The organism is Paenibacillus sp. JJ1683 (genome assembly GCF_053006485.1).
This window is the reverse complement of sequence record NZ_CM129820.1, coordinates 858,449-871,613: the sequence shown is the minus strand read 5'-3', so window position 1 is coordinate 871,613 and position 13,165 is coordinate 858,449. Positions and strand designations below refer to the sequence as shown.

10 protein-coding genes and 1 pseudogene are annotated in these 13,165 nt (G+C 44.5%); 3 read left to right on the top strand and 8 right to left on the bottom strand.

From position 1 onward, the window contains the following. Positions 1-44: 44 nt before the first annotated feature. From queG to ACUC6J_RS03895, 4 genes are all read right to left on the bottom strand, one after another. Positions 45-1,778 (bottom strand): tRNA epoxyqueuosine(34) reductase QueG, encoded by a 1,734-nt coding sequence (gene queG, locus ACUC6J_RS03910; protein WP_420539776.1) that lies wholly within the window; start codon positions 1,776-1,778, stop codon positions 45-47. A gap of 96 nt (positions 1,779-1,874) precedes the next feature. Beyond that, on the bottom strand, positions 1,875-2,312 hold the full coding sequence (rnhA, locus tag ACUC6J_RS03905; RefSeq protein ID WP_016819337.1) for a ribonuclease HI: 438 nt from the start codon (positions 2,310-2,312) through the stop codon (positions 1,875-1,877). A gap of 93 nt (positions 2,313-2,405) precedes the next feature. After that, a complete protein-coding gene (lepB, locus tag ACUC6J_RS03900) occupies positions 2,406-2,990 on the bottom strand; it encodes a signal peptidase I (protein ID WP_016819338.1) in 585 nt (194 codons plus the stop codon). Between the two features lie 119 nt (positions 2,991-3,109). Further along, positions 3,110-3,535 (bottom strand): GNAT family N-acetyltransferase, encoded by a 426-nt coding sequence (locus tag ACUC6J_RS03895; protein WP_013369410.1) that lies wholly within the window; start codon positions 3,533-3,535, stop codon positions 3,110-3,112. A 521-nt stretch (positions 3,536-4,056) separates the two neighbouring features. Between ACUC6J_RS03895 and ACUC6J_RS03890 the strand changes: the two genes are divergently transcribed. Both ACUC6J_RS03890 and ACUC6J_RS03885 read left to right on the top strand, forming a co-directional pair. After that, positions 4,057-4,671, top strand: a complete 615-nt coding sequence (locus ACUC6J_RS03890; RefSeq protein ID WP_016819339.1) for a superoxide dismutase — start codon at positions 4,057-4,059, stop codon at positions 4,669-4,671. Positions 4,672-4,807: 136 nt separating this feature from the next. Then, the gene (locus ACUC6J_RS03885) at positions 4,808-5,296 is read left to right on the top strand and encodes a DinB family protein (protein WP_340864239.1); all 489 of its coding nucleotides are present in this window, start codon (positions 4,808-4,810) and stop codon (positions 5,294-5,296) included. 85 nt (positions 5,297-5,381) lie between these two features. Here ACUC6J_RS03885 and ACUC6J_RS03880 read toward each other — a convergent pair whose 3' ends face one another. Both ACUC6J_RS03880 and ACUC6J_RS03875 read right to left on the bottom strand, forming a co-directional pair. Then, a complete protein-coding gene (locus tag ACUC6J_RS03880) occupies positions 5,382-6,821 on the bottom strand; it encodes a PTS transporter subunit EIIC (protein WP_025364017.1) in 1,440 nt (479 codons plus the stop codon). A 24-nt stretch (positions 6,822-6,845) separates the two neighbouring features. Then, positions 6,846-9,038 (bottom strand): alpha-galactosidase, encoded by a 2,193-nt coding sequence (locus ACUC6J_RS03875; protein ID WP_447249785.1) that lies wholly within the window; start codon positions 9,036-9,038, stop codon positions 6,846-6,848. A gap of 174 nt (positions 9,039-9,212) precedes the next feature. Here ACUC6J_RS03875 and ACUC6J_RS03870 point away from each other — a divergent pair, with 174 nt between their 5' ends. Beyond that, positions 9,213-10,034, top strand: a complete 822-nt coding sequence (locus tag ACUC6J_RS03870; protein WP_447249784.1) for an AraC family transcriptional regulator — start codon at positions 9,213-9,215, stop codon at positions 10,032-10,034. A gap of 288 nt (positions 10,035-10,322) precedes the next feature. Here the strand turns inward: ACUC6J_RS03870 and ACUC6J_RS03865 are convergent. Together ACUC6J_RS03865 and ACUC6J_RS03860 are read right to left on the bottom strand one after the other, a co-directional pair. Further along, positions 10,323-11,530, bottom strand: a pseudogene (locus ACUC6J_RS03865) (IS110 family transposase). A gap of 521 nt (positions 11,531-12,051) precedes the next feature. Beyond that, positions 12,052-12,939, bottom strand: a complete 888-nt coding sequence (locus tag ACUC6J_RS03860) for an NmrA family NAD(P)-binding protein (RefSeq protein WP_447249783.1) — start codon at positions 12,937-12,939, stop codon at positions 12,052-12,054. Positions 12,940-13,165 lie beyond the last annotated feature (226 nt).

The window sequence follows — 13,165 nt, the reverse complement described above, 5'->3', positions numbered from 1 at the left end:
AAACATGGGACAGCTAGCAAATTACTTTTTGCAAACATATGTCCTTATTCCTTCTCCAAATCCAGCAGCTTCATTTTGACTGGCAAGCCTCCGGCATAGCCAACCAAACTACCGTTTGCACCCGATACACGGTGGCATGGAAACAGGATAGGCAATGGATTTTTGTTATTGGCTTCGCCGACAGCACGTATCGCCTTGGCTCGTCCAATCGATTCTGCAATATCTTGATAGGACACACTTTGTCCGTACGGAATATTTTGCAGTGCGCGCCATACCTGCTCTTGAAAAGGAGTGCCTCTCAAATCATAGGCTATACTGAATTCCCGTCGTTCTCCCGCAAAATATTCACGCAGTTGTTCTGCAGCTTCGCGCAGCTTTTCCGGCTCCTGTACATAGACATATTCCCCGACCCATGTCCGGGCCCATTGCTGAAGCAGTGCTTCCTTCGCATAAAAAGAGCCATAGTCAATTCGGCATAGCCCTCGATCCGTAGCACACAGCGTCAGAGTGCCCACAGGCGTCTCCATTTCGTCATAATAAATCTTAGTTGGACCCTGTGAATCCTCCGTCTTTAATTCAGCAGAAGTTTGCTGCTCTGCCTGCTCTTGTTCCGCTAGCTTGGAATGCGCCTGCGCGATCATTTCGCGTACTTGCTCATGTTGTTCCTTCTCTGATGCTTGCTTGATCGCTGTCATAGCGTTTTCCCCTCCTATTCGACTCAAAGCCCACGCCGCCGTGCCTCGCAGCTCGGGACGCGGATCATCCAATAAAACCTCCGTCAATTTGGGCACCGCGCTAACATCCTTGAAATTTCCAAGACCAATGACTGCATTGCGTTGAATCGGCTTCTTCCCCCGCCAAGCCGCTGCACTTTGACCAAACCGGTCTTTGAATTCGCGATTGCTCAAATCCAGTAATGGTAACAGCAACGGCTTTACAATTTCAGGATCGGGTGTAAGCTCGGGATGATGATCCCAGTTAAGGCCTCGATTTTTGGGACATACGATTTGGCACGTATCACATCCATACAGCCGATTCCCTATTTTCAGCATAAACTCCTCGTCCAAAAAGCCCTTGGTTTGCGTCAAAAAGGACACACACCGCTGGGCATTCAGCTGTCCCGGACCTACAAGCGCACCGGTAGGACATGCATCCAAACATTTGGTGCACTCTCCGCAACCATCCGTAACCGGTTCATCGGGCTGGAAGGGAATGTTCGTCAACAGCTCCCCGAGATAAATCCATGACCCCAGTGTCGGTGATATCATCATCGTATTTTTGCCGCTAAAGCCAATTCCTGCGCGTTCCGCAACGGCTCGGTCTGACAATTCTCCGGTATCCACCATGTTTTTCAACAGTGCATCAGGTACCCGCTCACTTATAAAAGCCTCCAGCTTTTCCATCGCTTCCCGCAGTACCAGATGATAATCTTTGCCCCAGGCTGAACGCGCCATAATACCACGGTATTTTCCCTTGTCCGACTTCGGCGGGTCCTTCATTTTCGAAGGATACGCCACCGCAATGGCAATCAGGGATGCGGGCTGCGAGCCATACAGCTCTGGATAGATACGCTTATCAATATTGGGCTCCTCAAAGCCGGATTCATAGCCTTTAGCACGGTGCTCTTCCAATATAGCTTTCAGAGACAGAAAGGGATCGGCGGATGCGAACCCGATGGAATCAATCCCCAGCCCTGGAGCTGCCTCAATAATTTCCTGCTTGAGCGAAGCCCAAGTCGAAGCCGTTCCGGTCGCCGTCCGAGTTAGTTCGCGTTGCATCCGATACTCACCTCTCTTTCACAATTCTTCGTGACAGATAGGAGAATGATGTATCATTCTCCTATCTCAAATTTCAACAGAAAATAGCAGCAGATGCTACCGTAAATTTTTAACAGCACTCGTCGCCAGAAAATCACAGCGATTATTCAGTTCGTTGTCACTGTGGCCCTTCACCTTCACATATTCAACCTCATGCTTACCCATTAGTGCCCATAGTTCTTCCCAAAGTTCCTTGTTCTCCACCGGCTGATTTTTACTGTTGCGCCAGCCATTACGGAGCCAATTCTTAATCCAGCCTTGTTTGAAGCAATTGACGACATAGGCAGAGTCACTGTGTACTTTTACACGGCACGGCTCCTTGAGCAGCTTCAGCGCTTCAATCACCGACTTGATCTCCATGCGGTTGTTTGTCGTCATCTTTTCGGCACCCGACAGCTCCTTACGATGCTCTCCATACAGCAAAACAATCCCCCAGCCCCCTGGGCCCGGGTTCCCCGAACAAGCACCGTCGGTATAAACCATCACTTCTTTCATCGTCCTCTTCCTTTCCTGATTGGGAATCGCTGATCCGTTGTAGCTCTGATCGGGTCGCACGTATTCCGCATTGATTTCAGACTCATAACTGCTCTATAGCCACTTCCACTCCGAGATCGGCCAAAATATAAACTCTGCACGTCCCAGTAAATCTTCAGACTTAACGCTGCCAAAGTACCGGCTATCCTTGCTTGCAGCCGTATGGCGATTATCTCCCATGACAAAGAAGTGTTCTGGCTCCACCGTAAAAGGACCGTAATCACCATCCTCCACGTCCGAGTTGGTGTACGGTTCATTTAGCAGCTCACCGTTTACATATAAATGATTATGCTCAATCCGAATGACATCTCCGGGAATACCTATGACTCTTTTCACTAAAAATCTTGGGCTGGACAGTTTGGAATCGGGATCTTTTAAAATCACAATGTCCCCTCTTCCCGGATCATGAAAATTATAAACCAGCTTGTTAACGAACAAATGCTGGCTTTCCATTAGCGTCGGCTGCATCGAATGTCCTCTGACCGTAGACAAGTTAAATACAAACAGGTTCAGAAGCAGCAAGACAACCATCGCGATCAGCAGAGTGACTAACCAATCGCGTATGTAACCAGAGCGACCTGCCTGTTTGGACGTTTCCGGTGAAGGAAGCGGGTCTGACGAAGGAGCCAAAGCGTCCATAATTAACCTCCTCAACCCTGTTATAAATAGAAAAGCATATCCCGTACCCGATTGCAACGGTTACTCAGATATGCTCTAAATGTAAATATTATACTTCGTTTCTGTATATCGAATACCGATTAATGAGGTGCCAAAATACTCAGCTTCTGAAACGCCTGTAAAATCTGGCTTGCTCCGTAGCCCATAGCTTCGTACAACGGCATGGCCGCACTGTTATGCTTGTCCCCAGCTACCCAAATACGGCTAACCTTACGTTGCTGAAAACGCTGCTCCATGGACTCCACAAGCGATTTCCCGATTCCCATCCGACGATGATCCGGGTGAATAGCAATACGATAATAACAACCATGATTCTGATCAATCGTGCCAATAAGGGCACCAACGATCTCTCCCTCTTCTTCGGCAACGACGATCAAACCGGAATCCCACGAAAGCTGACGGGCAAAAGCACCCACCGTCTCTTTGTAGCACTCCTCTGACAAGGCAATTTGCATGAGTTCCGTTACTGAATTCACATCACTTAATTGAAAGGAACGAACGTGCATAAGTAATATCTCCCTTTTCGTAAGCATAATAAAAAAATTGAGACAGCACCGTCATTTTTACATAAATCCATAAAGCGCTTATCATGGTGTTAATCACAAGGCATTATGATAAAAATGCATACGATCTGCTATATATGAAATGAAGAACAGGAAAAGGGTGTGTGCCCTCAAGTTCGTCATGTCATAGACATGACAGCTTATAGCAGACGACAAAAAAGCCCAAAATTCTGCTTCCTTGACCATTAAACCATACTTTTTGACGGAATACATCCTTTTTTCTCATGTAAGCGCTGTATATAAAGCGTTTACATTTTTGAGGGGCAAATTTACCTCTTATTACCTATGTATTACGTATTCCAATCGGGTTTTTGGACATGCTAGCTACCAGGCCCTATTGCTCAGTTTGGTATTTTACAAACAAAAATGTTGAAAAAATAGGCCGAATGCGGTTTAATATAACTATCGAGGGTATTATTACATAGGAACACTTACCCAACCATATAACCAGGAGGGATTTTATTATGGCATTTCAATTACCAGAACTTCCTTACGCAAAAGACGCACTGGAACCACACTTTGATGCACTGACAATGGAAATTCACCATGATCGTCACCATAACACATATGTTACGAACTTAAATGCAGCTCTGGAGAGCGCTCCTGAACTGCAAAGCAAAAGCCTGGAGGATCTGATCTCCAATCTGGACAGCGTTCCTGAAAGCATCCGCACTGCGGTTCGCAATAACGGTGGTGGACACCACAACCACAGCCTGTTCTGGGAAGTTATCGCTCCTAACGGCGGTGGACAGCCAACAGGTGCAATTGCTGAAGCCATCAACAACGAACTGGGCGGCTATGACAAGTTTAAAGAAGACTTCACTAAAGCAGCTACAACTCGTTTTGGTAGCGGCTGGGCTTGGCTGGTTGTCGGCAAAGACGGCAAATTGGCGATCACTAGCACTCCAAACCAAGATAGCCCGCTGTTCGAAGGTCTGACTCCGGTTCTTGGATTGGATGTTTGGGAGCATGCTTACTACCTGAAATATCAAAACAAACGCCCAGACTACATTGCAGCTTTCTACAATGTAATCAACTGGGATGAAGTCAACAAACGTTACGCTGCTGCAAAGAAATAAGCCAGTAGCAACATTCTTATCCTGAATCACGAGGGCTGTCTCAAAAGTAGATTTTCTACGAATGAGACAGCCCTTTTGGCATTCTGTGGTAAACTGGTGGAAACCATTTTTTATTACAGTCCCTGGAGGGTAATGGATGCAGACTTTTTTTCGTTACAATTGGATGATTCGGGAACAATGGTACCGCTGGTGTGAAGAGGTGCCGCAGGAGGAACTGCTGAAAGAACGCATCGGCGGGGTTGGCGGAATTCTAAAAACGCTCTTTCATATCGTTGATGTAGAATGGAGCTGGATTCAAATCATTCAAGGCAAACCTGATTTTCAGGAAGACTTCTCTCAGTATAATACGCTGGATAAAGTCCGCGAGCTGGATGCAAAGTTTCGACTCGATGTAGAGCCGTTCGTACTCGCCTGGCATGAAGGTCTGGAACGAAAAAGGTTTGAAGATCACCTCCCGGACGGCAGAATTGCGATTGATGCCTGGGGCGAGGTAATGCGCCATGTCATTGCCCATCAGATTCATCATATCGGGCAGTTATCCGTATGGTCGCGCGAGCTCGGCAAGCCTCCGGTATCAGCCAATGTAATCGGCAAAGGGCTGATTGAGAGCGATCCCTCCCTATAAGTACGATACCCCCAAATAAAAAGGAGTAGAAAAGAGCCTGCAAGCTCTTTCTACTCCTTTTTATTCATAAACTTCGATTCATTCCTTAAGATATTACTTTTGACCTCTTGCTCTTGATCATACCGTAAGCCAATGTAAATAATGCTCCGCATAACAGGGCAATCAGATGAGCAACAAGATAATTGATATGACCGTGGTTATCTGATGCTGCAATTGCAAAGCCAGGAAGAGCCGTGGTTCCGAATCCTATGGCTGTCAGCTTGCTTAAATATACATATGCCCCTGCAACCATTCCTCCAAGGCAACCAGCAATTAAAGGGAATTTATACTTTAAAGTGACCCCGAAGATGGCTGGTTCCGAGATTCCAAAAAGTACAGACCCGAATGCAGAGTAACCCAGTTCTTTAACCTTGGTGTCTTTGCGATTCAAAAGAACATACCCCAAAACGGCGCCCCCTTGAGCCATCAAAGCTACCGATGCCAACGGATTAATAAAATTTCTGCCTGTATCGGTTAACAACTGTGCTTCTACCGCGCCCATAACATGGTGCAAACCCGTAATAACGATGATCTGCTGAATACCTGCAAAAAACATAAAGCCGAATATCCCTAGGTTTTGCGTCATCCAGAGCAACGAAACAGTCACCAGACTGGCCAACTCTCTCCCAAGAGGACCGATAATGGTAAACAGAAGCAGGGAAGAAACAAAGACCGTCAGCAAAGGGGCCAAAAATAGTTTAATCATGTCTGGAACCTTTTTGTTAAAAAACTGATCCAACTTGGCTACCACATATCCCATCATTAGAGCAATAATAATACCGCCCTGAAAGCCAACCAACTGTACGGGAAGCCCGAAAAGACTGATCGATTCCGGATTTTGGCTTCCTTTAGCTACCTCAAAAGCATCCGCCAAGGCCGGATGAAGCATAATCGCACCTAGCACAAGCCCGAGAATTGGACGACCACCGTATCTCTTGGTTGCAGAATACACAACAAGCAGCGGGAGGATGGTGAAAATCCCTGTGGAAACGATCTGAACAAAGCGATTGATCCCTTGGAAAATTGGATACATCTCCACAATCGATTTAGGGCCGAATAGCCCCTTTTGACCTAGAAGACCGGTGATCCCCATTAACAATGCGGCGGCAAGAATTCCAGGCATGATCTCAATGAAGACATCTGACAGCGATTTAATCGCTTTCTGAAAAGGATTTTGCTTTTGTGCGGACTTCGATTTGACATCACTTAATGACATATCTTCCGTTCCAGTCAGTTTGGAGAACACAGCATAGATATTATTGACCAACCCTGCTCCAAAAATGATCTGCAGTTGATCCCCTGCTATGAAAACACCTTTAACCAGATCAATATCCTCAATCTTCTTTAATTCCGCTTTTTCATTGTCCTCAAGGACAATTCTTAGTCTTGTGGCACAATGGGCCACACCGATAATGTTCTCTTCACCACCGATATATTTTAAAATTTCTTGAGATATTTGCTTATACTGCTTTTCTTTTGCTTCCATCTAGTAAAACCTCCTCTAGCTGAATCAGATGTCCTCTTTAACAAATCTCCAGAACATGCCTAAAAAGTCCTGCTTCACCCTGGCAAGCGTTATGCCAACATGCATTAATTCATCACCACCGAACAGCTCACCCGTTTCTATATTTCTGTAAACGTAGTCTGGATTCAGACCTTTGAATTTTAACGTTTTAATCGCAGCAGCCGGTTGGGATAAAACCTTGAAATAGCTGGCCGCCATTTCCGTTTGATCCTCTGACACAAAGTTCCATGCGGCTTCATTTTCATCAAATGGATTAATAATTCTGTAAAACTTTCCAAACTGAATGATCGATCTCATTTCTTTATACAGAGCTATCTGTTGTTTTACCACTTCTTTTTCTTCAACGGTTAATGCCGTCAGATCCAGCTCATATCCTAAATTCCCGGCCATGGCGACATAACCTCTGGTCTCCAATGGAGTTATTCTGCCCACTTGATGGTTAGGTACCGTGGAGACGTGTGCGCCCATCGTAATCGGAGGGTAGACAAGACTTGTTCCCCATTGAATTTTCAGTCGGCAAATGGCATCCGTATTATCACTTGTCCAGGTCTGAGGCATGTAATAGAGCATACCGGCATCAAAACGGCCTCCTCCACTAGAGCAGCTCTCGAATAAGACATGAGGAAACTTCGATGTAAGCTCTTCCATAACACTGTAGAGCCCCAGAATATAACGATGCGCCGTCTCCCTTTGTCTTTCAGGTGGTAAAGCGGCCGAACCCACATCTGTCATGTGACGATTCATGTCCCATTTCACATAAGTAATTGGAACATCCGATAAAATGTCGGAAACCGACTTAACGATGTACTCACACACTTCCTTCCTCGATAAATCCAACATAAGCTGATTTCTGCCCAACGTATACGGACGATCAGGGACATGGATACACCAATCGGGATGCTTTCTGTATAAATCGCTGTCTATGGATACCATTTCAGGTTCAAACCACAAGCCAAACTCCATACCCAGATTTCGAATGCGGTTGGCAAGATCCGGCAAGCCATCTGGAAGTTTGCGTCGATCCACCACCCAATCGCCTAATGAAGTATTGTCATCATCACGCTTTCCAAACCATCCATCATCCAATACAAACAGCTCCACTCCTACACTTTGAGCTTCCTTCGCCAACTGCTCAATCTTGTCGGCATCAAAGTCAAAGTAGGTGGCTTCCCAATTATTAATCAGGATCGGTCGTTCCTTGTCACGAAATGGTCCACGACATAATCTGTTCCTATATAAATCATGATAAATTCTCGACATACCACCCAAGCCATCTTCGGTGTATACCATGACGACTTCTGGCGTTTGGAAGGATTCCTCTGGTTCAAGCAACCATGTAAAATCAAAAGGATTAATCCCCATCGTAACTCTAGTGTTCCGATAGGAATCAACCTGAGTCTGGGCCGTAAAGTTCCCGCTGTACACCAGATTAAAGGCGTACACTTCGCCCTGTTCTTCATCTGTTCCTTCCCTTACAAGTGCCATAAAGGGTGCTTGTTGAGGGCTGCTGGCTCCGCGGCAGCTGTCTACCATTTGAATCCCGGGTAAAATTTTTCGTCTTGCTATATTTTTTTCATTATTATGCGCACCGTACAAGGTAATGAGTTCATACTCATCATCACGAAAATCCACACTAGCACTTAATGCTCTAAGCAACTTTAGCTGCTGCTGACCTTCATTATCGAAACGGACTGAACGGGTAATGACATCCCACTTTTGATATAGGCTATAGGATAGTACAACCTTTACATCAATTAATGGGTCTTCAAGGATGATTTCCAGTGTTTCTACCTCGCCATCATCCTCCGCATACGTAGAAGGAAGCCCTTTCAATTTTGGTTTGCCTTGGTAAACCCGATGTTCTTTATACCGAAAATCTGTCACTGTAGAACCATTCTCCAATTGAAGCTGATACGCAGGAATCCTGAAGTCACTATTTCCAAATGACGGGTATTCCTGTGGGATGGTATCCAGTGAAAAGGCTCGATCCGCCCCATCGGGATTAGGTGAAAATCCTCTATCCATGAAGATGATTTTGTTGCTCCCCCGATAGGTCTGAATTCTCTTCCCCCAATACAGATGAGCTAAATAACCATCTCGTATAACCTGCATGACATAACTCGTATTGCTGCCTTGTAAATGGAATAAAAGCTTCTCTTTATCGATGAATATAGCCATAGTAACCCCCTTGTAGCGCCAATAGTAATATTTTCAAAAAATATAAATTATGTTGTCTCCTTGTTTCTTACACCCTAATAATAATTGAATAGTTTTAATAATTATATGGAATAATGTAGACTCTATATGAAACGGTGTGATAATATGCAGAGATGAATTAAGAGGTGAAACCAAATGAATTCGCATTTTTCCAATCATTCCTATAACAACCTGGATCTCAATTTATACACATGCGGCAAAGAGAGCTGTACCAGCAAACACTCTTATGGTCCAGCCATTCGAAGCGGGTATATGGTGCATTTTATTTTAAAAGGAAAAGGGATCTTTAAAGTCAACGATAAAATCTATCATTTGGAGAAAAACGATGCTTTCTTTATTGAGCCGAAGGTTTTAATTTACTACGAAGCGGATGAAGTCGACCCGTGGGAATATGCCTGGATCGGTTTTAATGGGGTGCAAGCCAAAGAATATCTAAGCCGAACCTGTATCAATAGGGATAATCCCATTTTCCAGTTCGAAGCCGAGGGCAGCCTTGCCCGCTGTATGGAGAGCATCGTCGTTTCTTCTACGCTGAAATCCAACAAAGACCTGCTGCTTGCATCCAAGTTGTATGAATTTCTATATCTGATGTTTGAACTTTATCCTAATCAGGAAGTCAACAATGAGGTAAGACAGCAGCGGTATATTAAAGAAGCGCTTCTCTTTATTCAGCAAAACTATTCACATTTCATTACCGTAAGTGACATTGCCAAGTACATTTCAATTGACCGTTCGTATTTGCATCGTTTATTTAAACAGCAACTCAATAAGTCACCACAGGAATTTTTATTGCATTTGAGGATTGAAAAATCATGCTCCCTATTAAAAAATACTTCCCTGAAAATCGGAGATATTGCTCGGTCTGTAGGGTATAAAGATGTACTCCTATTCTCCAAGATGTTCAAAACGGTCAACAAATTGACCCCATCCGAATACCGAAAACATCACCAGAAATAACACGCTTTGTTCGTAACTAAGTTAGGCATTTTCATTCCAGAAACAAAAAAATAGCAGCAGCATGGAGTAACCTCAAGTCCATACTGCCGCTATTTTCAAAAGAAAATAAAGTTCTAGACTAAAAAATAAAGTATTAGACTGACGTTGCTTCATTAGGCTATACCAGCTAATAGCTTGTCAAGATTACCAGTAAAGTGATTCTAAATCATGTGGTATAGTTAAAATGAGCATGCCAAATAACCCTCCAATTTCCGTTGTGTCTTGGAAGGTTATGCCAATGATAATCTTTTAAATTGGACGAAATTCCTTTTTGTTTTTCAAGATTGCATAACGCCAATGGATGAGCTTATTTGCACATGCGATTAGAGCTACTTTATGTGGTTTTCCTTCTGCTCTCTTGCGATCATAGAACGCTTTGAGTCGCATATTTCGGGAGCGTATAAGCCCACACTGGACAGCCATTACCAGTGCGTAACGCAACTGTCTGGAACCACGTTTCGTGATTCGGTTTCGAGTTGCTGTAAATTTACCGGAAGCAAAGACACTCGGGTCAATGCCTGCAAAAGCCACTAGCTTTTTAGGATGATCAAATCGGTCGACTTCTCCAATTTCAGATAAAATTGTTGCAGCAATTTTATGCCCAATACCGGGAATCGACTGAATTAATTCATACTCTTCAATTTCTTCAACCAGAGCATCTATGTTCTGTTCCAGTTCAGCAAGATGCTCTTGGTACTGAAGAATAAGGGTAATAAGAACTTTCAAATTGATTAAGTGGCTTGCATACATGGTTTGCTGAAATGGGTTTTGCTTTGCCGCGTCTAGCAGTCGCTGAACCCGTTGGTTAATCCAGCCCTCTGAACGCCCCCGTTTCGAAGAAAGTAGTTCTTTCATCTTAGCTTTGAGTGTAATTTCATCCGTCTGCAAAACTGAATATGAGGTTGGAAATTTACTTAAAAACCGTAGTGAAATACGGGAATACATAGCTCCAAAGACGCCTTTGTAAGCTGGGAAAACCTGATCTAAAACGGCTTGGAATTGCAGCTTCGTCTGTACACACATCTTTGAAAGGGACTCATACTGTCTTGTAAGATAGCGCAGATTGAGAAGTTGCCACCTCTTTTTTTAAAAGGTTCAAACTCTTCCTTGTAGTACAACTCTCCCAATAGGTAAGCGTCCGCAGCATCCGTCTTTACTTTACGAAGTTGAGACTTTCTAAGCCGATTTGAGATGAGCGGATTAATGATAATGTAAATGTAGTGATGTTCTTCTAGGAACTGAACAACGGGACTTTGGTAATGGCCGGTTGCTTCTAGAATAAGCAGAGGACGTAGTTTGGATGCAGTCTCAACATCCTTCAAAACTTGATGTAAATTTGCTAGGCCATCACGAGTGTGCTCGAAGTGGAATGTCCCTCTGAAGGGCTTTCCGCGCGCTAAAAAGGCTTGTCCATGACTTTCTTCTTTTGAAATATCTAGACCGACAACTGGATTCATTTCATCTCTCCCTGTAAGTTTAGATTCCCCGGCATCCCTAAGGTTCTTCTTGTCGCTCCATAGCATCGCTTGTTATACGGGATCTTACGTCCCAACCAGCCTCAATCATGGTCATGACAAGTAGGGCGAACACTATAGCGCTCGGGATCAAGTCCCACGGGCAGGTACGTTCGACCAGGCTACCTTAATCCTCTATGCAAATGAAAAAAGGATCAACCAGAAAGAACTGGTTGATCTCATAATACGAACGGGCAGGTTAGTTTAAAGTCATTCGATATGAACCTATCACAGGTAAGGATTTTTTTTGTGCGCATTTATCAATAAAGAACAAAGCTCGCTATCGCTTCAGCGAGCTTTGTTCTTTATATGTCAAAACCAAGTCAGAGTAAAACCCTGTTCGAGGTCTGAGATTAGAGCAGGATGAACAGGCTGCCATCCCAAGATTCTCCGGGTCAAGTTATCGAAAGAAGTAGCGCACTTAGACGCATTCTCATCCGCAGGTTAACAGCATTCTGGACTGTTTAAACAGATTTATTATACACGTCTGCAAAAACTTCCGCAAAGTCTCCGACCTTGACTTTACCAAGGTGGTAGTCGGTTGCACGGAGGCTGGCGTAGAACTCGTCGGCGTTCTCGCAGGCGCGGTTCATTTGGGCAAACTCGTTGGCAGTGTTCTCGTGGAAGCCGATTTTTTTCATATTCTCAGCAAGAGTTTCAACGGGGATTTGTTGGTATTTGGCTTCGATACCTTTCTCTGCAAGGGCGTTGAGCCAGTCGTTGCCTGTGGCCCAGTCACTAACTATGAACTTCGCGCTTTTACCCGCTGGGGTGTGAGAAATCATGGCGTAAACGACGTTTGCAATATCAACGGGGCTGACCCAGCCTTGTGGGATGTCAACAGAAATTGGGCTGAAAATAGTCTGCTGGGTTTTGAGGCTTTGCATGTCGGCAAAAAGATTGCTGTAAAAGCCGACAGGCCGGATGTGGACAACGTTCACGCTTTCAAGCGAGTTTAGCGCGTCTTCTGCAAAATGATAGCTGTAGAGAATGCCGGCGTTTGCGTTGTCGGCGCCGACTGAGCTGAGGTTGACGACATTTTTTACGCCTGATTTTAGCACAGCGGCCTTATAATTTTCAGCAAGATCAATAGCGGTCTGCCACATGTCGGTGCCAGAGGCATAGTTGATACCCGAAATCATGAGGTAAACGACGTCACTACCTGCGAAGGCCTGCGCGAGGAATTCGACGTCGAGGTTTGATCCGACTGCTGGTTTGGCACCAAGCGCTTCGATGTCGGCGATACGATCTTTGGAGCTTGTGATGACGGTGACATCGTGGCCGTCTGCGATTAGGGATGGCAGGTAGTTGCGGTTGATATTGCCGAGTGAGCCGAGAACTGTGATTTTCATTGTGTATTCTCCTTTTTTAATAATGTGATTTCGAGAAATATATATCGCTTTTGAGACCGTTATCCCTTCCTCGATTGGCTATTCATTACAAGAGAGATTATACAACGACAAATTAACTAAGTAAACTAAATTAATAATATTAGTTAATTTAATATTTTTATTTAATATTGTTTGTTGATACAGGTATTTTGATATAATATGATTTGATGAGCATTAGAGGAGGCTT